Raw genomic sequence first — 22,276 nt, 5'->3', positions numbered from 1 at the left:
GGAGGCGTGCAAGTCGGCAGGTCATTGCAGAGGGAAACCACTGCGCCCGATTACCGGGACGCAGTGCGGGGACGTGAAGCGTAGAAAAAGAGCAGCAGAGAGATTGTCGCGCACAGTGCAATCGTGCCGACCATTGGCCAGGCGCTGTTGAAACTCACCAGCGACAGCAGTGCGCCAACAAATGCCCCGACGCCAAAACGCAGGGTGCCCGCCAGCGACGATGCCGTACCCGCCATATGCGGAAACTCATCCAGAATCACCGCCATCGCATTCGATGAGACCATCGATACGCAACCGATAAACATCGCGATCCCCATCACCAGCGGCAAAAAGCCGAGGCTGAAGGCGCTGACCAGCAGCAGCCAGATCCCCATACAGAACTGTATCAGCAGTCCCATCCGGAACATCGCCACCGGGCCAAAGCGGCGCACGGCGCGGCTGTTAATCAGCGTCAGGACAAACAGAAACACCACATTGAGGCCAAAGTAGTAGCCAAAGTTTTGCGGTGAAACGTGGTTCAGTTCGATGTAAACAAAGGGACCGGCATTGAGAAAGGTAAACAGCCCGGCAAAGGAGAAACCGCTCGACAGCATGTAACTGAACGCGCGCTTGTGGCGAAACAGCGTTACGAAATTGCCCAGCGTAGTACGCAGATGAAACCGCTGTCGCTGCTCCGGCTTCAGGGTTTCACGGATCTGCGTGGTCACCAGCACGGTCGTCACTAACGCCGCGCCCGCGAGCGCCCAGAAGATGGCGTGCCAGCTCCAGAGCACCAGCAGCCAGCCGCCGATGATCGGCGCCAGCAGCGGCGCAATGGTGGTAATCAGCATCACAAAGGACATCATGCGGGAGAAGTCCTCTTTCGAGTAACTGTCACGCATTAACGCGTTGATCACCACACTGGCTGCGGCAGCCGACAGCCCATGCAGAAAGCGCATCGTAATCAGCTGATCGATGGTTTGCGACAGCGCACAGGCCGCGGCGGCGCAGGCAAAGATCAGGGTGCCGAGCGCAATCACCGGCTTACGCCCATAGCTGTCTGCCAGCGGCCCATAGATCAGCTGCCCAATCGCGAAGCCAAGAATGTAGAGGTTGAGCGACATCTGCACGCTACCGGCTGAAACGCCGAACTCACGTGCAATCTGCGGCATGGCGGGCAGATACATGTCGATCGACAACGGCATCAGCATGGCTAACAGACCGAGGATGACCACCAGTCCTGTTGGCGAATTCTTTTCCTTACGCACACCCTCTCCTGCCCTTATGGTCGTGATGCGGGCCGCCGGGCCCGTCCGGTTATTTTGTCTGCAGCTCTTTCGGCAGACCGATGCTGGCGATCTCTTCTTCTGTCAGCGCACGATATTCGCCCGGTTCCAGATCGGCGTCCAGTACGATGTCACCGATGCGCTCGCGATGCAGCTCAAGAACCCGATTGCCTACTGCCGCAAACATCCGTTTTACCTGATGATAACGGCCTTCGCTCAGTGTCAGCCGGACGTCTGTCGGGGTGATCACCTCCAGCTGTGCCGGTTTAGTCAGGCTTTTCTCATTGTGCAACTGCACGCCCGCCGTAAACTGCGCGGCGGTATCGTCACTGACCGGTGATTCCAGGGTCACACGGTAGGTTTTCTCGCAGTGATGACGTGGCGAGGTAATACGGTGTGACCACTGGCCATCATCTGTCAGCAGCACCAGTCCGGTGGTGTCGATATCAAGACGCCCCGCCGCGTGCAGTTTGAATGACATCGGTTCTTCAATGAAATAGATGATGGTGGGATGATCGGGATCGTCGGTTGAGCAGACGTAACCCTGCGGTTTGTTCAGCATAAAGTAGCGTGGACCGGTCTGCATCTGCAGTACGTTGCCGTCATAGACGACTTCGTGGTCGGGCAGCAGTTTAAACGCGGTATCGCGTACGATTTCCCCGTTAACGGTGACACGCTGGCCACGGATCTCGCGATGGGCGATGGCGCGGCTGATTTCCAGTTGCTGAGAGATGAATTTGTCGAGTCGCATGAATTCGTTTTGCCTGTTACTGCGGAGGGAATCTGAAACGGCCTGGTTAACCGTTGAAAATGTGCGGGAAGTATAACGTGATCCGCGCCAGCCTGACAGCGCGTTTACCGCACTTTCATGGCATAATTACCCCCAGTTTTGCAAAAGTGAGCATCATGTCTTTTACCTTACGCCCCTATCAACAGGATGCGGTGAATGCCACCGTGGCGCATTTCCGTCGTCATCAACAGCCTGCAGTCATTGTGCTGCCGACCGGTGCCGGAAAGAGCCTGGTCATTGCCGAGCTGGCACGGCTGGCGCGTGGCCGGGTGCTGGTGCTGGCGCACGTCAAAGAGCTGGTAGCGCAGAACCACAGTAAATATCAGGCTTACGGGCTGGAGGCGGATATCTTTGCCGCCGGACTTCAGCGTAAAGAGAGCCAGCGCAAAGTGGTGTTTGGCAGCGTGCAGTCAGTGGCGCGTAACCTCGACCAGTTCGACAGCGCCTTTTCACTGGTGATTGTCGATGAGTGCCACCGTATCGGTGATGATAAAGAGAGTCAGTATCAGCAGATCTTCAATCATCTGCGTCAGCATAATCCGCAACTGCGCTTACTGGGCCTGACCGCCACCCCTTTCCGGCTGGGTAAAGGCTGGATTTATCAGTTCCACTATCACGGCATGGTGCGTGGCGACGAAAAATCGCTGTTTCGCGACTGTATCTATGAACTGCCGCTGCGCTACATGATCAAACATCAGTTTCTGGTGCCGCCGGAGCGACTGGACATGCCGGTGGTGCAGTATGACTTCAGCCGCCTGACGGCACAAAGCAGCGGCTTGTTCAGCGAAGCCGATCTTAATCGTGAACTGAAACAGCAGCAGCGCGTGACGCCCCATATTATCCGTCAGATCGTGGAGTTCGCTGAAGATCGGCTGGGGGTGATGATTTTTGCCTCAACGGTGGAGCATGCGCATGAAATTTTGCGGCTGCTGCCCGCTAACAGCGCGCTGGTGTCAGCCGAAACGCCTGCCAGAGAGCGCGATGCTCTGATTCTGGCCTTTAAGGCGCAGCAGCTGAAATTCCTGGTTAACGTGGCGGTGCTGACCACCGGGTTTGATGCTCCGCACGTTAATCTGATTGCGATTCTGCGCCCGACCGAGTCGGTCAGCCTCTATCAGCAAATCGTCGGACGCGGCCTGCGGCTCTCGCCTGGTAAAACCGACTGTCTGATTCTCGATTATGCCGGTAATCCGCACGATCTCTTTACGCCCGAGGTCGGCGCGCCCAAAGGGGCCAGCGACAATCAGCCGGTACAGGTTTTTTGTCCCGCCTGCGGTTTCGCCAACACCTTCTGGGGCAAGGCGACCGAAGATGGCATGGTCATCGAACATTTTGGCCGACGCTGTCAGGGCGTGCTGGAAGATGATGAGGGCGAGCGCGAACAGTGTGACTTCCGCTTCCGCTTTAAAAGCTGCCCCGACTGTGGCGCAGAGAATGATATTGCCGCCCGGCGTTGTCACCAGTGCGACAAAATTCTGGTCGATCCTGACGATATGCTCAAAGCGGCGCTGAAGCTTAAAGATGCGCTGGTGCTGCGCTGTGGCGGCATGACGCTGGAACAGGGCCGTGACGCCAAAGGTGAATGGCTCAAGGCGACCTATTATGACGAGGAGGGCACCAGCGTCAGCGAACGGTTTCGTCTGCAGACACCGGCCCAGCGCAAAGCGTTTGAACAGCTCTTTATGCGCCCGCATCAGCGCGCGCCCGGCGTGCCGCTGGGCTGGCAGAGCGCCGCTGACGTGCTGGCGCTGCAGCCGCTGCTGCGTCATCCCGATTTTGTGGTGGCGCGGGCCAAAGGTCAGTTCTGGCAGATCCGCGAAAAAATGTTCGATTATCAGGGTCGCTATCGCCGTGCCAATGAGCTGCGCTAATGAGCGCTATCGGGTCCGGCTAACCGGATACCGAACCCGGCTGGCGGGTATATCGTTTGCTACCACCCGGCATAACGGCTATACTGCCGCCCGCTTTTGCATGTGCATCAGCGGTATTGAATAACCAGCCTGTTACTGGGTCGCCTGTAGCAGGAATTAAATAAAGAGATATATTAATGCTCACTATCAATGCAGTAGAACGTAAAGAGCAGGGTAAGGGTGCGAGCCGCCGCCTGCGTACAGCAAACCGTTTCCCGGCCATCATCTACGGTGGTTCTGAAGCGGCTGTTGCCATCGACCTGGATCACGACTCCGTAATGAACCTGCAATCTAAGCCAGGTTTCTACGACGAAGTGCTGACCCTGTCAGTTGACGGTAAAGAAACTAAAGTGAAAGTTCAGGCTGTTCAGCGTCACCCGTTCAAGCCAAAACTGTTCCACATCGACTTCGTTCGCGCTTAATCGCGAACTTCGTTGAAAGCAGAAGGGCCGGTTGCGAAACCGGCCCTTTTCTTTTGGCGCTGCCCGGTGAAATGATCGCCGCGTGCAGGGAATGAAAGCCGGGCTAAGCCCGGCTTTTTTATTTGCTGCTGGTACGGCGCTGCAGCTGATCGCGCAGATTGGGTGGTGTGCCCTTAATCGTCAGGGTGTCCGTTGCCGGATCCCAGAAAATGCGTTCGCCCAGCAACATCGCATCGAAGTTCAGGGTCAGTCCCCCGCCGCTTCCGGCAAACTTCGTCAGCTGGCGCAGAGTACTGCGATCCGCCGGGAAGCTCTCTTCCAGTTCATACCCCTGCTCCTGGGTAAAAGCCTGGAACGTTTTTTCACCCAGTGGTGGCAGTTCGCTCGACAACTCTTCCAGCGCAATCTCCTCGCCCGCCTGCAGCTGCTCGTTGCAGTAGCTGTAGACCTGCTGGCGATAGTTCTGCCGCTCCTGCTTATCCAGTTCCGATTCGTTGCAGTAGTCATCTACCGCCTGCAACAGACCGCGGTTCTGCGCCTTGGTGTCTAATCCCACTTCGGCACCCAGGAAATCCATAAAGAAGTCAGCCACTTTACGTCCGACGCGGCCACGCAGGAAAGTCAGATAACGGGTCGATTCCGGGTTAGTTTCCCACTCGGTTAAATCGATGCGTGCCACGATATCGGCATGATTGATGTCAAGATAGTGGGTGCTGCTGATATCCATCTGCTCGTTGACGCGCATGCTGGACTGGCTGTTCAGCACCGCAATCAGCAGGTATTCCACCGCCAGATAGCGGTAGTGAATAAACAACACCACGCCGCCTTCAGCGAAGGGGTATTTTGCAAGCTCATCGCGCAGACGACCGGTCGCGGCACGGCTAAAAGCGAGAAAATCATCGTTGCCCTTACGACAATTACGCAGCGCTTCTGCCAGTTCACTCTCTGCATTGAACAGGCCATAGGCTTTGCTTTTTGCGCTATAAACCCGGTGTAACTCCTCCACCATCGCGTTGACCGTGTTGGTGGCAGGCAGCAGCGAATCGCGCAGCGCCAGTTCAAGCTGGTTTTCATCGCGTTTGATTAACTGATGCAGGGCAATCTGGTCGATATCCAGACTCATGGTAGACTCTCCTTTTAGCACAGGCGCGTATTCAAACACCGCCAGCATCGGCTTTCAACTCCATGCGTATAGCGAACACGCTGCTTTCGATAAAATTGCGGTAAAAAGTGCGCTGTTCCGGTAATATATCGCCTTTTGAAATGAGCTTAGACGACGATATGGCACAATCATCCCGTTACAGTGACGAACGCGTGGAACAACTCCTCGCGGAAATGGCCCAAATCCTGCACAAGGACAAGGCCCCCACCGATCTCTCCCTGATGGTTCTGGGAAATATGGTGACCAACTTAATTAACAGCGATGTCGCTCCGGCGCAACGTCGTTCACTGGCACGATCTTTCGCCGATGCCCTTCAGGCGTCTGTGCGTGACGATAACGCCCATTAATTGGCTGATTTGACTTCATAATATGGTAACCAACCGGCAGCGCTACCGCGAAAAAGTTTCCCAGATGATCAGTTGGGGTCACTGGTTTGCTCTGTTTAACATCTTATTCGCGCTGATTTTAGGCAGTCGCTACCTGTTGGTCGCCGACTGGCCTTCTTCGCTGGCGGGGCGCATCTACGCCTATACCAGCTGGGTTGGCCACTTCAGTTTTGTTGTTTTTGCCGCCTATCTGCTGATTATCTTCCCGCTGACTTTTGTGGTGATGTCGCAACGGCTGATGCGGGTGTTGTCCGCGGTAGTCGCTACCGCCGGGCTGACGCTGGTGATGGTCGACAGTGCGGTGTTCAGCCGCTTCCACCTGCACCTGAATCCGGTGGTGTGGGAGCTGGTCATTAACCCTGATCAGAGCGAGATGGCGCGCGACTGGCAGCTGATGTTTATCAGCGTGCCGCTGATTTTCCTGGTTGAGATGCTGTTTGCGACCTGGAGCTGGCAAAAGCTTCGCAGCCTGAATCGCCGTTCGTTTGGTAAGCCTGTCGCCGCCCTGTTTATCAGCGCCTTCTTTGCCAGCCACCTGATGTATATCTGGGCCGATGCGAATTTCTATCGCCCGATTACCATGCAGCGTGCCAACCTGCCGCTCTCCTACCCGATGACTGCCCGCCGCTTCCTTGAGCGTCATGGTCTGCTGGATGCCCAGGAGTATCAGCGTCGGCTGATTCAGCAGGGCGACCCGGAAGCAGTGGCGGTGGAATATCCGCTGAGCGAGATTACTTTCCGTGATGCCGGCACACGCAACAACCTGCTGGTTCTGACGGTCGATGGTCTGAACAACGCCACGCTGGCCAAAGCGCTGCCGGAGCTTAATCAGTTCGCCAGCGAGAACGTGCGTTTTACCCAGCACTACAGCGCGGGTGATACGCCGGAGAAAGGGTTGTTTGGCCTGTTCTATGGGATCTCATCCAGCTACATGAACGGTATTCTGGCATCCCGAACGCCGTCGGCGCTGCTGGGCGCGCTTAGCACCCAGGGTTACCAGTTTGGCCTCTTCTCCTCGGAAGGCTTTAATCCGCCGCTCTACCGGCAGGCGTTGCTGACTGATTATTCACTGCCTGCAACCACCAGCCAGCCCAACGCCAGTACTGTGGCACAATGGCAGAACTGGCTGGAGAAACAGAACGGTTCACAGGCACCGTGGTTCTCATGGATTGCCCTGAACGGCCCGGACGTCACCGGCGACAGTGCAAAAGCGCGTCAGCGCAGCTATCTGCGCCAGGCTCCTGCCGTTGATGAGCAGATCCACGCGGTGCTCAGCAGCCTGCAGGCGCGTGATTTACTGAAGAACACGGTGGTGGTGATTACGGCGCAGCGTGGACTGGCACTGGATGGCAATCCTGACAGCGCTGGAAACCGCCAGACGCTGCAGGTGCCATTAGTGATTCACTGGCCTGATACGCCCGCACAGACCGTTGATCGCCTTTCTGATCATCAGGATGTGATGTCGACGCTCATGCAGCGACTGCTGCATGTGCGGACCAATCCGGTGAACTACTCTCAGGGTGAAGATCTGTTTGCTGCGCGCCGTCGCCATGACTGGGTCGTCAGCAGCGAAGAGAATAAGCTGGTGATTACCACGCCGCAGGTGACGCTGGTACTCAACAATAACGGCAGCTATCGCGCTTATGATGCGCAGGGCAACGCCCTGAAAGATCACAAGCCAGAACTGGCGCTGCTGTTGCAGGTATTAACTGAAGAGAAGCGGTTTATCGCTAACTGATTAATAATCAGGCAAATAGTCGGCAGGTATCTTGCATTAATGGTGATAACCAGTAGACTAATCCTCCAGTGTTCGGCACGTAGCGCAGCCTGGTAGCGCACGGTCATGGGGTGTCCGGGGTCGGAGGTTCAAATCCTCTCGTGCCGACCAAATTCCCTGAAAAGCAGCCCTAAAGGCTGCTTTTTTCGTTTATGTCATCAAACCTTAACTTTCCTCGCACCTCCCGCAATCCGTTCTATACTTAACTGCGTGTGGGTAACAAGAGGAGAGTTCATGACATATATTGAAAAAGACGATCCAACAGAAGCACCCGAGTCAGGCGATAAGCAACCTTCCCCGCCAGACCAGAAGTAACCCACGGGGCCGCGTCTGACGCGGCCTTTCTATGTAAGCTTACCTCTCCGTTTAACATTCAGAATAGTCCCGTGTGGCAGTTAACATTCCTCTTACAATCAGCAGGTTAACAGTTGCATTATAATCTGATCTGCTTCACAAAATCGGCTACCGGCTGCGCTTATTCATCAAACTGAAACAAAAATGTCACAGAAAATGCCTACCCTGAAATCCCCAGAAATTGACGGATAATTTTTATGGCGATCAAAGCGAAAAGCCTGAAAGATGCAGAAGCGTTGCTGCATTCAGGCATTAGCAAAGTGGAACTGGCGTATGACATTGGCAGCGACGATTTCTTTCGTCTGGCAAGCCACTGGTGCGACCGAGGTGCACGCATCAGCAGGGGTCACCACCATTTCGTTGTTTCTCTGAAGAGTTTTGCCATTCCTCCCAACGACTGATTCCGGCGGGCTGCTTGCCCTGATCCATCGCGCCTGATTTAATGCCTTTTTGGTTTTGATGATGGTCCCGCATGCGCTATCCCGACCTGCCGCTGCCGCCTGTTGCAGGCGGCTTTATCCTTTCCCGGCACCTTAACCGCAGCGATCCTTTGCTGGCGGTGAGTCACTTCGATCCGCAAAAGTATCATGACGGGCTGGCTGTCGAATGGGATATTCCGCTGCCCGCCCGACTGCAGCAGGCTGTCAGTAAACGGCGTGCTGAATACCTCGCCAGCCGTCTGCTGGTCCGGTCAGTGATGGCAGAACTGGGTATTGCTGATTTCATTCTGACCAATGCAGCCGATCGATCCCCCTGCTGGCCCGCTGGCATTCAGGCGTCACTGTCGCACAGTGCAGGCATCGTTGTGGTAGCGGCAACCCGTCAGCCCTGCGCTGTTGGGGTGGATGTCGAGCAGTTCATGTCGGAGACGACGGCGCATGAAACGGCTGAGTTGCTGATGAACGAGCAGGAACAGCACCTGTTACGGACGCTGCCCGTCTCTTTCCGCGCTGCCGCTACCCTGCTCTTCTCCCTCAAAGAGAGCGTTTATAAAGCCATGTGGCCGCAACTGCTTCAGCCGATGGACTTTCCGGATGCGGAACTGGTGTCGGTAGATTTCTCACAGCAGCGCGCGACGTTGCGACTGACTAAGGACTTCAGCGGATGTTTTGCGATGGGGACGTTACTGGAGGCGAGCTTTGTGTGGCGGGATACTCAGGTAATCACGCTAATCACACATCGGCTTTAAAAAAACCGGCTAAACAATACGCGTTAAAACTTTGCGGTTTAGCCGGGGGTAACACAGACGAAAGAAAAGGTTCAGAATGGCAGAAACCGGAGTTTCTGCTGATCGCTAACGTAGCCTGGTTCAGGCGAAGCATGCCACTACGCTTTTTTGCTAAGCTTTGCCAGCTGCCGTTAAAGCCCGGTGTCGGTGCGTTTCACCGAGTCGAGCGTGGCAAGATCGCGCTCATTACCGGTCAGCTCCGTCAACTTGCCTTCACGCATCTCCAGCAGCCGATCGGCATGAATGAAGTAGTGATCGTCATGGCTGATAGCAAACACCGTTTTACCCGCCTGCTGTAGCCACGGCAGCAGCTCGCGATAGAAGATACGTCGGAAGTGAGGGTCCTGATCCGCCGCCCACTCATCCAGTAGCAGCACATCGCGCTCTTCTGCCACCGCCAGCAGCAGTGCCAGTCGCTTACTCTGTCCTTTAGAAAGCTGCAGATTCAGCACTTTGTTACCTTCAATCTTCAGCTTATCCTGCATCTTCAGTCTCTCCAGCCAGAGCTGAACCAGCGCCGGATTGGCCGCAATCCCCTCCCGCCCGATTAACCGGTCAAACAGGTGCAAGTCGGTAAAGACCGCCGAGAACTGACTGCGCCACACATCAAGCTCATCCGCCGTTATCGGCTTGCCATCCAGCAGCAGCGTGCCGGACTGAGGCTGATAAAGACCGGTCAGCAGCATCGCCAGCGTCGATTTCCCGCTGCCGTTGCCGCCAATCAGAAAGACCAGTTCGCCCCGGCGCAGCGTCAGGTTAACCGGCCCGACCTGGAAGCCGTTATCACCATAGTGAAAAGAGACATCGCGCAACTCCAGCGTTTGCCAGTCTGAGGACGTGGAGGCGGAGTGGAATCCTGACTGATAAGGAGCGAGGTCAAAGGCGTTGAGCTTACGGAATGCGACCTGGGCACTGAGCAACGTCGGTAACGCGCCCACCGCGGAGAGCAGCGGTGTGCGTAAAAACAGCAGCGTCAGGGAAAAGGTAGCGGCGACGGCGGTATTGGCCCAGCCCAGGCTGTTGGCCATAAAAAAGACCATGCCGATAGCGCCTAACGTCATGATATTTGACCAGTTGACCGCACTGAGATGGTAAGTATCGGCGCGGACAATGTGGTGTCGCCAGGCGCGGGCATCTTCCTGATAAACCGTGTCGTAAACCTGCTGAGCGCGTGAGCGGTTAAGCTGTAGCTCTTTGCGCCCTTCAATCACCGTCTGATAATCACGATAGAGGTTATCTTCGATTTCCCGCAGCTTTGCCATGTGCTGGTAAACCCGCGAGACCAGCAGCCAGCCGCCAACCAGCGTGACACCCAGCCAGACACTGGTTACCAGCAGCATTTTAGGCGACAGCCACGCAAGATAGATCGCCGAGCCAAGCGTAATAATCACACCCTGAAAGAGCTCCGGCAGGCGCACAAAGGCCAGAGTAATGGCCCGCACGTCGCTGGTCAGGCCCGCCAGCAGCTGCGCACTGCCGAGTTGCTCGATGCGTTCAATGCGGGTATCGAGGATACGCTTGATAAATTCGCCGCGCAGTCGCCAGACAAACTGATGGCCAAGCATGGTCAGCGCCAGCTGCGAGGCCAGCGTCACCGCCATCAGCACCACCAGCTGCAACAGAAACTGCGGCAGTACCGCGAATGAGGTGTTGATGGCGACAATCATTTCGCGATTGATAAAGGCGATCATGCCGATACCCAGCACGGCGCTTAACAATGTGAGCGCAATTACCCCGATAAAAGGCCAGCGGAACTGGCGAAAAACAACGCTTAGCAACGTCATGCAGGCAATCCAGCAGTCAAAAAACAGCCTGCAGTGTAATGGGATGCAAAATGATAGCAATAGTTATTCGTACCACGCCGTAACCGGCATGGTGGGTCAGAAAGCGCGTCGAAACGTCAGGTTATAACGCCAGGCACCCACCAGCGGATGAACGCCTGGCTTAAGTGGCAGGATGCCGTGGTAACGCAGGCGCGACGGCCCGCCCCACACCACAATGTCGCCATGCTCCAGCAGCACACGCTGGGTACTATCACCCCGTTCGAAACCGCCAAACTGAAAGACCGCCGGTAAACCCAGCGACACCGAAACGATAGGCTGACGCAGATCTTTCTCATCTTTATCCTGATGCAGCGTCAGCTTCGCGCCCGGCTCATAGCGATTAAGCAGGCAGGCATCCGGATTAAAGCCAGGGAACCCCGCCTCAGACGCCGCCTGCTGCGCCAGAGTACGAAACAGCGGCGGCATAGCCGGCCATTTACGCCCGTTCAGGTTGTCCTGCTGCTGATACTGGTAGCCGCGTGAATCCACCGACCAGCCGAAATCGCCACAGTTGGTCATCGCCACCGACATGCGATGGCCGCCGGGCGTAATGCGATGGGCAAACGGATTCTGCTCCGCAATTGCCATTATTTGCTGATAAAGCGCCTCTGCATCCTCACGTGCGCGACGCCGCAGGATCACCGCGCCCTCAGCCAGCGTCTCCTGCCAGGGTTGTTCTTCACTAAACAGATCTAACATCAGGGTTCTCCGGATTCAGCGGGGATCAGGAAAGCAGCGAACTGCGGCGACATCCAGCTGACAAATTTATCGCCCTGCTTGCTGATCAGATAGACCGCCAGATGCTGTTCAATCGCCAGCGCCTGGGCTTTTTCCGTGCCAAGTACCATCAGTCCGGTATCCCAGCCATCGGCTTCCAGCGCCGTGGTGGCGATCACCGTGGCGGAAACCAGTTTATGCTCAATTGGCCGTCCGGTAACGGGATCGATCACATGAGAAATGCGTTTGCCGTCCAGTTCATAATAGTTGCGATAGCTGCCGGAGGTACTGATGCCGTGTCCCTGCAGATTAACGCGCGCCTGAACCGCATTCTCACGATCGGTCGGTTTCTGAATCGCCACCCGCCACGGCTGCTGCTGCGCATTAAGGCCACGGCTCAGCACGGCGCCGCCCACAGACACCAGATAGTTATTGATGCCGAGCTGCTCCATCAGTCGCGCCAGATGATCGGTGGCGAAGCCCTCGCCCACCGTCGAGAGATCGACATAGAGACCTGGCAGATCTTTCTGCAGCCACTGTCCATCTGCGCCCTGCACCACCCGCAGATGCTGCAATCCGGTCTGCGCCCGGGCGGCGGCGATTTGTGCCGCATCCGGCGTATGGCCGGGCTGCTTCGTCGGGCCAAAGCCCCATAAGTTGACCAGTGGCCCTACGGTAATATCCATCGCCCCGCCGGTTTTACGGCCAATCCGCAGTGAGGTCGTGACAATATCTGCCATGTTTTCACTCACCGGCTGCGGTGACAGGTCACGGCTTTGGTTGAAGCGCGATAAGGCGGAGTCTGGCTTCCAGGTAGAGAGTTCCGCATCGTCCGCATCCAGCTGCTGCTGAATCCGCTGTTGCAGTTCCGCTCTGCGCTCACTCGCCACACCGGCCAGGCTTACCCGCCAGACGGTTCCCATGGTTTTTCCTTCCAGCACCAGCGCGGATGTGGTCGCTGGCATATCACAGGCCGTTAACATCAACGCTAACATCGCTATAAACAGCAGATTAATCTGAGAACGCATCTTTCCTCACTTGTAACACTTTATTCAGCTCTACTACAAAGCATAAACTTCGGGTAAAGACGCTTAAAGAGAGTTGAATATTTCTCTGAAACCCATCAGTATTCACCGGTCATCTACCCTGTATCCGCCTTTTATCAGGCGACTAACGTTAACCAAAGTAAGGAGCGGCAGATGATCTATCTGATTCTCGTCATTGCCCTGGGGCTGTTTATCTTCAGTAGCTATAAAGTCTTGCATCAGCGTCGTCATCGTCACATGACACCCTCACGCCCGCGCCAATAACAGGCTTCACTGCACCTGATTGGGGCAAGATCCCCCTGACGCGCGCGGCAAGCAAGTGTACCAAAGTGCGCGCGAGGTCTGTGGCTGTGAGAGCGGTAAAGCTGGCATGAATTCTGCACTGTTGAAACAGTGTTTATCTCTGAGAGGTGCAGAATGAAAAATTCACAGAAGTGGCAGTCAGCATGGCATCACTGGCTGAGCTTTTCAGCCTTCACCCTGGCAGGCGTGGCATTTGAAGGCGCGCGATTCGGCAGCGTGGTGTCGTCAGTGACAACCGCGCCGGAAGCCACGAAGTGGCGAAAGGCTGAAGCGCTCAGCCCGAAAGGTGACGCAGGAGCGCAGCGGTAACTGCGCTCCCGTACAACTCAGAACTGGTAAACCAGACCCAGTGCCACCACGTCGTCGGTATTGATACCGGCTGCGTCGGTGAAAGCGTTGTCGTCCAGCAGGTTGATCTGGTAATCAACGTAGGTGGACATGTTTTTGTTGAAGTAGTAGGTCGCGCCAACGTCGATATATTTTTTCAGATTCTGTTTACCCCAGTTCTGAACATCGGTGCCGCGTGAGGTGACGTACGCCAGGGATGGACGCAGGCCAAAGTCGAACTGATACTGCGCAACCAGTTCCCAGTTGTCCGCTTTATCCGCATAGCCATAAGCTGAAGAGTCGTTAGTGCTGTCGCCGAAGCGGGTCGCATTGTACGAGCGTGAGTACATAGCCGCCAGATAGACGTTGTTCGCGTCATATTTCAGACCGCCAGTATAGACTTCCGCTTTATCGCCACTCCCGAGGATGCCGGATGTTGCGCTGTTCTGGTCGTTGGTACGGTCAGACTGGAAAGCAGCCGCACCAATGCCGAAGCCTGAACCCAGATCATAAGTGGTGCTCAGACCCCAGCCGTCGCCGTTCTGACCCAGTACGTCACGGCCATTCGGAGACTCGGTGCTGTTGCCATTCTTGCCCTGATACTGGACTGCAAAGTTCCAGCCATCCACCAGACCGAAGAAGTTATTGTTACGGTAGGTCGCCATGCCGTTACCGCGCTGATACATAAAGTTATCTGCGCCGTAGGTGTCGCCGCCGAACTCTGGCAGCACGTCGGTCCAGGCGCCGATGTCGTAAGCTACACCGTAGTTACGACCGTAGTCGAACGAACCTGCATCACCAAATTTCACACCGGCAAAACCAACACGGGTGTAGCTGTCAGCCGTACCTTCAGACTCGGCGTTGTTCAGCGCCGCCTGGTATTCCCACTGGCCGTAACCGGTCAGCTCATTGCTGATTTCGGTTTCGCCCTTAAAGCCGAAGCGAACGTAAGACTGATCGCCATCAGAACCATCGTTATCAGAGAAGTAGTGCAGACCGTCAACTTTACCAAAGAGATCTAATTTGTTGCCGTCTTTGTTATAGATTTCAGCTGCGTTTGCTGATCCTGCTGCAACCAGCAACGCAGGGATCATCAGGGAGAGAACGCGACGTTTCATTTTATTACCCTCTGTTATGTGCCTTTATTATTTGCCACTGCTAACTGAATGATTAAAAATTCAGCCGGCAGGCCATTGTTGTTTTATAACGGGCAATAATCCACCAGGAAAATGCTACTAAATTTCCAAAAGTGTTTCATACGTCGAAACAGTTATTTCATAATGTAAATAACGGGGAACTAATAACCAGCACGGATCGATAAAAAATGGCGCACAAATCGATAAACCGATTCAGAGAGCTATGTTATCAACAGGTTACATAAGAGTATTCCGAAGCACTGAATGATAAAACTTATACGGCATCTGGTAATAGAATAGACCCCGCTATCATCATTTATTCCATTATTACCTTCATTCTCCCCGAATGAGATGTACAACTTATTATTTCCCGCCGGACAGGTTGTCCGGCATTTTTTTGCCTGCTATTTACCGTTCCGTTATATCTTCGTAAACTTTCTTAACCGGGTTAAATTAACTACGGCCTGTTTCCGCACATATTGTTAAAATACGCACGCTTTGCGCCCTGACTGCCCAAATATCCGCCATGTTAATTTATCACCGTAATTAAGCAGGCGGATATTTTAGCTGGTGCGGATTTTCAGCGCTCGCGCATCGATTCTTTGACTTTATTCAGGGGCTTAATCAGATAATCCATAACCGATTTCTGACCGGTTTTAATCTCTACATTGGCCACCATACCGGGCACGATCGGGAATTTACGTCCGGCACGGTTAGTCAGCTCGGCTTTCTGGGTACGAACATAAACACGATAGTAATATTGATCACGTTTTACCTCATCCTGCAGGGTATCTGGCGACACCGTTTCAACTTCGCCGTGCAGATCGCCATAGATGGAGGAGTCATAGGCGGTCACTTTGACGGTAGCCGCCAGACCGGGCCGGATATAAGCGATATCGCGTGGATTGATGCGCGTCTCAATCAGCAGTTGATCCTCCAGCGGGACGATTTCCATCAGTTTACCGCCAGGCTCCAGTACCCCACCGACCGTGGTGACCTGAATATCTTTAACAATGCCGCGCACCGGTGAATAGAGCGTGGCACGCGTCAGCTGATCCTCTTTGCCTGCAGCAACCTGCAATTGCGCATCCAGTTCGGCATTATTTTTCACCTGCTCTTCGTGGGCGCGCACCAGATAGTCATTGCGCGCCTCATCGATTTTGCCGCGCAGATCGCTGACCTGACGACGCAGGCGAATCACCTCGACCTGCCCTGCTGCGCCTTTGGCAACCAGCGGTTCCGTCAGGCGCAGTTCATCCTGCACCAGTCGCAGCGACTGCTGCAGATTACTGATGGTTTCGGTGAGATTACGGCGTCGCGACTCGTAGAGCTGCCGTTCACGCGTCACCAGGTTCGGCTCCTTCAGCGTTTCGGCGCTGAATGTCAGCGGCGTGCCCGACAGCTCCGCCTCCAGCCGCTCGGACGAGGCGCGCAGGGTGCGCACTTTGGCCTGCGCCTCGCCGAAGTTCGACTGGAAGCGCGTCGGATCGAGGGTCGCCAGCACCTGCCCTTTTTCGACAATGTCGCCTTCATGCACATTAAGCTGTTTGACGATGCCGCCATCCAGGCTGTCGATCACCTGCGCGCGGCTGGAAGGGGTGACTTTACCGGTGCCGACCGTGACCTCATCCAGAATGGCAAAGTGCGCCCAGATGAGAAATATCGCCAGCGCGGCGGTGCAGAGCCAGATAATCGCCGATGTCCGGCGTTCATGACGGGCAAGATCTTTATCAACAATAACCAGACTCATGCGGTGTCTCCCTTAGCTGGCGATGGCGCGGGTGTCGTCGCGCGGCGCAGGATCTCGTCGCGCGGGCCGTCGGCCACAATCCGGCCGTTATCCATCACCACTATACGATCGACCATCTTCAGCAGCGCCGGACGGTGCGTCACCAGCACCAGCGTCCGGCCGCTGATCCAGCCCTGTAGCTGACGGATCACATGCTCCTCCAGCTGTTCATCCATCGCCGCGGTGGGTTCATCCAGCAACACCACCTGCGGCTGACGCAGGATCAACCGGCTCAGCATCACCATCTGACGCTGGCCGCCCGAAAGCCCGCGCCCGCCTTCATTGATAATGCGGTCCAGGCTGGCGGCATCCTGCTGGACCAGCGACAGCGCGCCACTGATGCGCAGCGCCTGCAGCATCTCCTGTTCGCTGGCATGGGGATTGCCCAGCATCAGATTCTGCCGCAGCGTGCCAAAAAAGAGGCGGGAGTCGTGCGACAGCCAGCCGAGCTGACGACGTAAATCGGTGGGATCGATACGCTCAATATCGACGCCATCGACAATCACTTTGCCCTGAGTCGCCAGTGCCTGACCGGCGAGGATCTTCAGCAGCGTCGATTTCCCTGCTCCGACTTTGCCCAGAATGGCAATCTTCTCGCCGGGCTTAATCTGCAGCTGCTGAACGTTGAGCACATTCTTTTCATTCTCTTCGTCATAGCTGTAGTGCACATTGCGCAGATCGTACTGGCCGGTGAGCGTCGGGCAGTGTGCCAGCGTCGTCGCTTCAGGCTGATCAAGCGGCTTTTTCAGCAACTCATCCAGCCCTTTCATCGCCATTTTGGCGTGCTGCCAGCGCGAGAAAACCATGGTCAGCTGCATCAGCGGGGCGATGGTGCGTGATGAGAGCAGGCTGCAGGCAACCAGCGTACCGGTAGTGATTTGCGAATCGAGTACCAGATAGACACCAAACACCAGCATGCCCGCATAGGTGAGCTGCTGCACAGTCGAGGCCCAGCCGGTGAGACGCGCGCCCCACAACCGCTGCTGGTTACTGATTGAGGCGCTGACTTCGTGCGTCTGCTCCCACTGACGCTGAAAATAGGGTTCCGCCTGCAGCGCCTTGATATCCTCAATCCCTTCAATGGTCTCTACCAGCACCGCATTGCGCAGCGCGCCCTCGCGCAGCCCCTCTTTGGCCAGCCGCGCCATCGGGATCTGCACCAGCAGACCGGGAATGACGATCAGCGGGATCGCCGCCAGCGGAATCAGCACCAGCCAGCCGCCAACAAACGACATAATAAACAGGAACAGGATGACAAACGGCAGATCGGCCGCTGCGCCTACCGTGGTCGAGGTGAGCAGCTCACGCACCTGGTCGATCTCACGCAGCTGCGAGATAAACGAACCGGTCGATTTCGGACGCGCCTCATTACGTATGCTCATCGCCCGGGCAAACAGCATGGCCGAGACTTTCAGGTCGATGCGTTTGCCCATTAAGTCTGACACCTGGGTCCGCATCAGCCGGATCAGATACTCAATGGCCGCAGCGATCAGCACGCCGACAAACAGTACCCACAGCGTGGACTGCGACTGGGCCGGAATAACCCGATCGTAGACCTGCATCGAAAAGAGAATACCGGCCAGCGCCAGCACATTACTGATCACCGAGGCCAGCGAAATTTCCGTGATACGGCGGCCCATACCGCGAAAATTTTTCCAGAACCAGTGTGGTTCATAAGGCTGAACGAATTCGTCGATGCGCGCATCACGGCCACGCGCCGCTACGCCAATCACGCCGACATCGCCCTGGGCGCGTGCCAGCAGTTCTGATAACGCGCTTTCACGCACCACATCGCCACCTTCACTGAGCCAGTAGCGCGCGCTGTTGTCTGAATCGATGCTCTCCAGCACCGCCACGCTGGCATTCTCCAGCACCAGCACCACCGGGGTGATCTCCTGACGCCAGCGCAGTTTGTTCTGCGGCACCATAGTCAGATGCAGTCCCAGCAGGCCGGAGAGTCGTTCCAGCTGCTGTGACACCGGCAGATGTTCAAACCAGCGCATCTGCTGACGCAGGGTTTTGCCATCGGCAGGTTTACCGAATCGCGCGGCTACGCGCAGCATGGCGGCAATCCAGTTATCGGTATTCAGGGTTGATGTACTCATTATTAATGCCTTATCGCTATTGCAGCGAAGGAAGGAGATCGCCGCTGCTTTGCTGGCGATCGATACCCATGATATCGAGCAGATTGTCTACCGCGGCGGCATAACGCACGGTGGCGTCCCAGCCATCGTAAAGCGCGGTGATACGTGAGCTGTCAGCCTGAAACACATCCTGTTCCACGCTAAGCAGATCGTTCAGGCTGCGCTTACTCAGGCGATATTCATCGGCGTAGACATTACGGGTATGGTCGGCACTGGCCAGCTGCACTTCCCCGGCAGCCTGCCGCTGCTGCGCGCCAATCATGTCGGCATAGGCGGTAGAGGCGTTTTGATTGATGGCGAGCTTAGCCTGCTGAATAGCGGCCTGCGCCGCTTCACGATCGCCCTCCGCTGACTGGGTTTTCGCATTCACCAGGCCGCCCTGATAAAGCGGCGCTTCCACCTGCAGCTGCACTTCATCATCCCAGTAAGATTGACGATCGTTTTCATAGCGGGTCCGGCCCGCCTGCACTTTAATCGTCGGCCAGTGACCGGACTCTGCCTGGCGCACCCGTTCACGAGCGGCTTCCTGCTTCGACTGCGCACTGCGCACCGCCGCGCTGCTTTCATAGGCGATTTTGTCGAGGGTGATCTGCTGCTTAAGCAGCGCCTGTGGCAGTTCAGGCAGCGTAGCGGGGACCACGCCGGTCAGCACGGTCAGTTGCGCGGTGGCGGAACGATGCTGGGCGCGATATTGCTCCAGCGTGGCCTGCATCGCGGCGATGCGGGTTTCTGCCTGCAGCACGTCGGACTGGGAATTGAGGCCGGCATCGGCGCGCAGCTTCGCGATATCCCGCACGCGCTTCAGTGAGGCAATATTGGTATGCGCCGTTTCTGCCAGCGCCTGATAACGTTTGACTTCGAGGTAGGCCTGCAGCGTATCTTCCGCCACAGTGGTCATCGAGTCGAACAGGCTGTAACGATAAGCATCCGACAGCGCGTGCTGCTCATCGATGGCGCTGCCGGTGCGGCCAAAGTCGTAGAGCAGTTGGCTGAGCGTGATGCCACCGGAGCCGTTATTGTTCAGGCTCCCGGCGGAGTCGGTCTGATGAGAGCGTCCCGCCGCGCCCTGCAGTGAGATCTGCGGATACCAGGCGCTGCGGGCGGCATCAAGATCCCCCTCACCGATGTGGATCTGTGCCGCCGCTTCCGAGATTTTCGGATTGCGGGCAAAGGCCCGAAGAATGGCGTCACGCAGGGTTAAGCTGGCAATCTGCTCTTCGGTGGGCGCGGCGCGCCAGTTAAATTCGGCTTTAGGTAACGGTGCGGCAAAGGCCGCGTGCACTGCAACGCCACTCAGGGCGCACAACAAAAAAGTTAATCGCGCTTTGTTCATTATCCATACCAACAGGGGTTCTTATCATCATGGTGTTTTTCCTGGTGAACAAAGCGAGCAAAAAGGGGTACTACTCAGCGTCTGACAGATTCACTGCGTTATTTTATTTATGGTTCGCAAGCGAGACGCTAAACGACCTTTAACATTATTAGATCAGATCCCGCGCTTATTCCTGCTAAAAACAGATGAAATCGTTAATATTTCTGCTGAACGAACGAAAAGCAACCACTGAGCGAGCTCGCGCCAATCCAGACAGGCTTAACAGACCTGTCCGGAAGGCAGTGCGTTTACTAATGTGTCAGCGTCAGACCAGGGGGTGTACCGCAGGATGCTGCAGCAGGTGGTCGGCGAGCGTATAAGGAATATCAGAGAACAGATGACTTTCCTGCGGTGCGGCGGCGGCAGAAGATGCCTGCGCCACGTGCGTTGTCTCCGCCTGCTGGGTCAGGCTGACCGTCTCCAGCAACTGGTCCACCGTCTGACCCTCCAGCGGGTTGGCACTTTCGGTATGTGAGGCCACCTGTACCGTCTGGCTGGCACTGGCCAGATTACCGGCGCTGTCTTTGCCGCTGACTGTCATCTGGTACTCACCATCGTCCAGCGGTGCCAGCTGCCCGGCCAGAATGGTCAGCGCCCAGCCGCCATCGGCTTTTACACTGGCGCTGTAGTGCTGATCGCCCAGCGTTAATTCCACCAGGCTGCCCGGTTGCAGATGACTGGAGCTGCCCTGAATCAGATGCCAGCTGTTGACATCGGCAGCATCAATTTTGTTATCACCAAAAGCCGTGTCCAGGGTCAGCGTTGGCCGCTGGTGCACGGCTACGGTAAAGAGTTTATCGCTGGTCTGGGTGTCGCTGTTGCCATATTCATCCCAGCGGTGAAAGGTGGCGGCGACCGGGCCATCCGGCAGTGCCAGCAGCTCGCTGGAGGTCAGTGTTACCATACCTTTGGCATCGGGCTGGTAGGTTTTACCGTTGATCTCCAGGGTGTTGGCGCCTTCAACGTAGAAGCTCAGATCGTGCTGCGCCTCCTGATAGTTAAGCGTCATGTCACCGCCGATATCCATTTCGGTGTAGATCGGAATAAAACCGGTGTGGATATTCAGCTCATGCGTGACGTCGATGTAGTTTTTGGCCCCGTCGATCGACCAGGCGCGGATTTCCCCAACGTTGATAAAGGCGTGCACATCCGCTGCCGGGATCACCACCTGCCAGTGTCCATCATCGCCTATGGTGGCGGCATAATCTTTCTGGTTGGCACCCGTGATCACCAGGCGATGGCCCGGCATGACGGTGGAGAGCGTGCCGCTCAGTAGCAGATCCTGCTGGCTTTCTGCCAGGTTTATCACATCGTCCGCAGTGACCTTATCGAAGCTAATTTTTGGCAGGCTACTCAGATGGGTGATCAGCGTCAGATCATGATATTCGGTGGCGCTTTTTCCATTGGGATCGGTCGCAGTGACTTTCAGGCTGTAGACCCCGTCTTTCAGCGCCTGCATATCGCTTTCATGAAATGTGCCATACCACTTACCGTCGTTTCCCATGCTGGCGGTGGTGGTTTGCGTCCCCAGCGTCAGTTTCAGCACCGACCCCACCGGCAGATGCGTTGCGCTGCCGCTGATCTCAACGCCATAAATGCTCTCAGCAATACTCACCGCGTTATCACCACTGACCGTGTCCACGGTCAGCGTAGGTTTGATCGTGCGGTCGGTATAGAGACCAAAATCTACGGTGGTTGCCGTGCTTTGCCCTGCTTTATCGGTAATGGTCAACGTCAGCGTGTGATTGCCATCCGCTACGCCTTTCAGCGTATCAGCCGGCATTGAGGCGTTCCAGTAGCCCCACTTATTGACGGTGCTGTGCCAGCTTTGATCGTTGAAGGTCAGCGTTACGGTGGAGCCCGCTTCACCTTCAGCACGACCGCGCAGATGCACCGGCTTTTGCGCTTCCCAGCCAGCGATCACGCCATCACTGGCGATCGGTTCATAGGGTCGCAGCATAGCGGGCGGCGAACTTTTGACCGCACTGACAGCCAGTGTGCTGTCGTTGAGCGGGCTGCTATGCAGTGACTCGGTGGAGAGCGTGGTGATCGGCAGGCTCTGGCCCGGCGTGGCGAAAGGAAGGCTCAGACTTTGCGTAGCGGCTGGCGCAATGGCGGGCACAGCGCTATCGGCGACGGCAAAATCGCTCACCGCCGTCTGGAAAATGGATTCGAGCCGGATGGTACGAAGCGTATCGCGTGATGACATAGGTAACCTCAGTTCAGAACAGAAACGCAGACAAAAACCATCGGATAAACCGATCGTTTAGTCTGACGACATGGTAGTGGGACAGCTGAAGCTGCCCGTTTCCGCTGGTCGGAACT

19 protein-coding genes and 1 tRNA gene are annotated in these 22,276 nt (G+C 56.1%); 9 read left to right on the top strand and 11 right to left on the bottom strand.

What is annotated here, in order from left to right; translation table 11 throughout:
• Positions 1-50: 50 nt before the first annotated feature.
• Positions 51-1,247, bottom strand: a complete 1,197-nt coding sequence (locus tag OK412_RS01725; protein ID WP_010248339.1) for a Bcr/CflA family multidrug efflux MFS transporter — start codon at positions 1,245-1,247, stop codon at positions 51-53.
• Positions 1,248-1,296: 49 nt separating this feature from the next.
• The gene (rsuA, locus tag OK412_RS01720; RefSeq protein ID WP_010248342.1) at positions 1,297-2,016 is read right to left on the bottom strand and encodes a 16S rRNA pseudouridine(516) synthase RsuA; all 720 of its coding nucleotides are present in this window, start codon (positions 2,014-2,016) and stop codon (positions 1,297-1,299) included.
• 155 nt (positions 2,017-2,171) lie between these two features.
• Here rsuA and OK412_RS01715 point away from each other — a divergent pair, with 155 nt between their 5' ends.
• Both OK412_RS01715 and rplY read left to right on the top strand, forming a co-directional pair.
• Positions 2,172-3,926 (top strand): DEAD/DEAH box helicase, encoded by a 1,755-nt coding sequence (locus OK412_RS01715; RefSeq protein WP_264352608.1) that lies wholly within the window; start codon positions 2,172-2,174, stop codon positions 3,924-3,926.
• 176 nt (positions 3,927-4,102) lie between these two features.
• Positions 4,103-4,387 (top strand): 50S ribosomal protein L25, encoded by a 285-nt coding sequence (gene rplY / locus OK412_RS01710; RefSeq protein WP_003854168.1) that lies wholly within the window; start codon positions 4,103-4,105, stop codon positions 4,385-4,387.
• 118 nt (positions 4,388-4,505) lie between these two features.
• Here the strand turns inward: rplY and yejK are convergent, their stop codons facing one another.
• Positions 4,506-5,510 (bottom strand): nucleoid-associated protein YejK, encoded by a 1,005-nt coding sequence (gene yejK, locus OK412_RS01705; RefSeq protein ID WP_010248346.1) that lies wholly within the window; start codon positions 5,508-5,510, stop codon positions 4,506-4,508.
• A gap of 158 nt (positions 5,511-5,668) precedes the next feature.
• Here yejK and OK412_RS01700 point away from each other — a divergent pair, with 158 nt between their 5' ends.
• The 5 genes from OK412_RS01700 to OK412_RS01675 all read left to right on the top strand — a co-directional run bounded on the left by OK412_RS01700 (position 5,669) and on the right by OK412_RS01675 (position 9,255).
• Entirely contained in the window at positions 5,669-5,896 is a 228-nt protein-coding gene (locus OK412_RS01700; RefSeq protein ID WP_010248348.1) for a YejL family protein, read from the top strand.
• 22 nt (positions 5,897-5,918) lie between these two features.
• Positions 5,919-7,673, top strand: coding sequence for an LPS biosynthesis-modulating metalloenzyme YejM (gene yejM / locus OK412_RS01695; protein ID WP_022625056.1), 1,755 nt, complete (start codon positions 5,919-5,921; stop codon positions 7,671-7,673).
• Between the two features lie 73 nt (positions 7,674-7,746).
• Positions 7,747-7,823 (top strand) — tRNA-Pro (locus OK412_RS01690).
• A gap of 440 nt (positions 7,824-8,263) precedes the next feature.
• Entirely contained in the window at positions 8,264-8,467 is a 204-nt protein-coding gene (locus OK412_RS01680; RefSeq protein WP_003854174.1) for a hypothetical protein, read from the top strand.
• A gap of 71 nt (positions 8,468-8,538) precedes the next feature.
• Positions 8,539-9,255, top strand: coding sequence for a 4'-phosphopantetheinyl transferase family protein (locus OK412_RS01675; protein ID WP_264352607.1), 717 nt, complete (start codon positions 8,539-8,541; stop codon positions 9,253-9,255).
• A gap of 170 nt (positions 9,256-9,425) precedes the next feature.
• Here the strand turns inward: OK412_RS01675 and OK412_RS01670 are convergent, their stop codons facing one another.
• From OK412_RS01670 to apbE, 3 genes are all read right to left on the bottom strand, one after another.
• Positions 9,426-11,078: a multidrug ABC transporter permease/ATP-binding protein gene (locus tag OK412_RS01670; RefSeq protein WP_010671022.1), complete on the bottom strand. Its 1,653-nt coding sequence runs from the start codon at positions 11,076-11,078 to the stop codon at positions 9,426-9,428.
• A 96-nt stretch (positions 11,079-11,174) separates the two neighbouring features.
• Complete coding sequence (gene alkB / locus OK412_RS01665; RefSeq protein ID WP_033767444.1) at positions 11,175-11,816, bottom strand: DNA oxidative demethylase AlkB; 642 nt, start codon at positions 11,814-11,816, stop codon at positions 11,175-11,177.
• Entirely contained in the window at positions 11,816-12,862 is a 1,047-nt protein-coding gene (gene apbE / locus OK412_RS01660) for an FAD:protein FMN transferase ApbE (protein WP_264352606.1), read from the bottom strand. Before apbE ends, alkB begins: the two co-directional genes overlap by 1 nt.
• Before the next feature lie 171 nt (positions 12,863-13,033).
• On the opposite strand from apbE, the gene OK412_RS01655 reads away from it, so the two are divergent.
• Together OK412_RS01655 and OK412_RS01650 are read left to right on the top strand one after the other, a co-directional pair.
• Complete coding sequence (locus tag OK412_RS01655) at positions 13,034-13,144, top strand: hypothetical protein (protein WP_010248361.1); 111 nt, start codon at positions 13,034-13,036, stop codon at positions 13,142-13,144.
• A 153-nt stretch (positions 13,145-13,297) separates the two neighbouring features.
• Positions 13,298-13,492, top strand: a complete 195-nt coding sequence (locus OK412_RS01650) for a hypothetical protein (protein WP_010248364.1) — start codon at positions 13,298-13,300, stop codon at positions 13,490-13,492.
• 17 nt (positions 13,493-13,509) lie between these two features.
• Here OK412_RS01650 and ompC read toward each other — a convergent pair whose 3' ends face one another.
• From ompC to OK412_RS01625, 5 genes are all read right to left on the bottom strand, one after another.
• Positions 13,510-14,628: a porin OmpC gene (gene ompC / locus OK412_RS01645; RefSeq protein ID WP_010248366.1), complete on the bottom strand. Its 1,119-nt coding sequence runs from the start codon at positions 14,626-14,628 to the stop codon at positions 13,510-13,512.
• 598 nt (positions 14,629-15,226) lie between these two features.
• Positions 15,227-16,396 carry an HlyD family efflux transporter periplasmic adaptor subunit gene (locus tag OK412_RS01640; RefSeq protein ID WP_010248368.1) on the bottom strand — a complete coding sequence of 390 codons (1,170 nt, stop codon included), beginning with the start codon at positions 16,394-16,396 and terminating at the stop codon, positions 15,227-15,229.
• Positions 16,393-18,540, bottom strand: coding sequence for a type I secretion system permease/ATPase (locus OK412_RS01635; protein WP_086906152.1), 2,148 nt, complete (start codon positions 18,538-18,540; stop codon positions 16,393-16,395). The genes OK412_RS01640 and OK412_RS01635 overlap by 4 nt, the downstream gene beginning before the upstream one ends.
• Positions 18,541-18,556: 16 nt before the next feature.
• Positions 18,557-19,912 (bottom strand): TolC family outer membrane protein, encoded by a 1,356-nt coding sequence (locus OK412_RS01630; protein ID WP_010248373.1) that lies wholly within the window; start codon positions 19,910-19,912, stop codon positions 18,557-18,559.
• A gap of 304 nt (positions 19,913-20,216) precedes the next feature.
• Positions 20,217-22,160, bottom strand: a complete 1,944-nt coding sequence (locus OK412_RS01625) for an Ig-like domain-containing protein (RefSeq protein WP_264352605.1) — start codon at positions 22,158-22,160, stop codon at positions 20,217-20,219.
• Positions 22,161-22,276: the final 116 nt, after the last annotated feature.

The sequence above is a fragment of the Pantoea sp. JV6 genome, from assembly GCF_025910055.1.
In the GTDB taxonomy this organism is placed as follows: Bacteria; Pseudomonadota; Gammaproteobacteria; order Enterobacterales; family Enterobacteriaceae; genus Pantoea; species Pantoea agglomerans.
Note: the sequence above shows the minus strand (reverse complement) of the source record. Positions and strands in the feature narration are given on the sequence as shown.

Coding starts and splice junctions, on each gene's coding strand:
- rsuA (WP_010248342.1), bottom strand. CDS start 2,016: ATGCGACTCGACAAATTCATCTCTCAGCAACTGGAAATCAGCCGCGCC.
- OK412_RS01715 (WP_264352608.1), top strand. CDS start 2,172: ATGTCTTTTACCTTACGCCCCTATCAACAGGATGCGGTGAATGCCACC.
- rplY (WP_003854168.1), top strand. CDS start 4,103: ATGCTCACTATCAATGCAGTAGAACGTAAAGAGCAGGGTAAGGGTGCG.
- yejK (WP_010248346.1), bottom strand. CDS start 5,510: ATGAGTCTGGATATCGACCAGATTGCCCTGCATCAGTTAATCAAACGC.
- OK412_RS01700 (WP_010248348.1), top strand. CDS start 5,669: ATGGCACAATCATCCCGTTACAGTGACGAACGCGTGGAACAACTCCTC.
- yejM (WP_022625056.1), top strand. CDS start 5,919: ATGGTAACCAACCGGCAGCGCTACCGCGAAAAAGTTTCCCAGATGATC.
- OK412_RS01680 (WP_003854174.1), top strand. CDS start 8,264: ATGGCGATCAAAGCGAAAAGCCTGAAAGATGCAGAAGCGTTGCTGCAT.
- OK412_RS01675 (WP_264352607.1), top strand. CDS start 8,539: ATGCGCTATCCCGACCTGCCGCTGCCGCCTGTTGCAGGCGGCTTTATC.
- OK412_RS01670 (WP_010671022.1), bottom strand. CDS start 11,078: ATGACGTTGCTAAGCGTTGTTTTTCGCCAGTTCCGCTGGCCTTTTATC.
- alkB (WP_033767444.1), bottom strand. CDS start 11,816: ATGTTAGATCTGTTTAGTGAAGAACAACCCTGGCAGGAGACGCTGGCT.
- apbE (WP_264352606.1), bottom strand. CDS start 12,862: ATGCGTTCTCAGATTAATCTGCTGTTTATAGCGATGTTAGCGTTGATG.
- OK412_RS01655 (WP_010248361.1), top strand. CDS start 13,034: ATGATCTATCTGATTCTCGTCATTGCCCTGGGGCTGTTTATCTTCAGT.
- OK412_RS01650 (WP_010248364.1), top strand. CDS start 13,298: ATGAAAAATTCACAGAAGTGGCAGTCAGCATGGCATCACTGGCTGAGC.
- ompC (WP_010248366.1), bottom strand. CDS start 14,628: ATGAAACGTCGCGTTCTCTCCCTGATGATCCCTGCGTTGCTGGTTGCA.
- OK412_RS01640 (WP_010248368.1), bottom strand. CDS start 16,396: ATGAGTCTGGTTATTGTTGATAAAGATCTTGCCCGTCATGAACGCCGG.
- OK412_RS01635 (WP_086906152.1), bottom strand. CDS start 18,540: ATGAGTACATCAACCCTGAATACCGATAACTGGATTGCCGCCATGCTG.
- OK412_RS01630 (WP_010248373.1), bottom strand. CDS start 19,912: ATGAACAAAGCGCGATTAACTTTTTTGTTGTGCGCCCTGAGTGGCGTT.
- OK412_RS01625 (WP_264352605.1), bottom strand. CDS start 22,160: ATGTCATCACGCGATACGCTTCGTACCATCCGGCTCGAATCCATTTTC.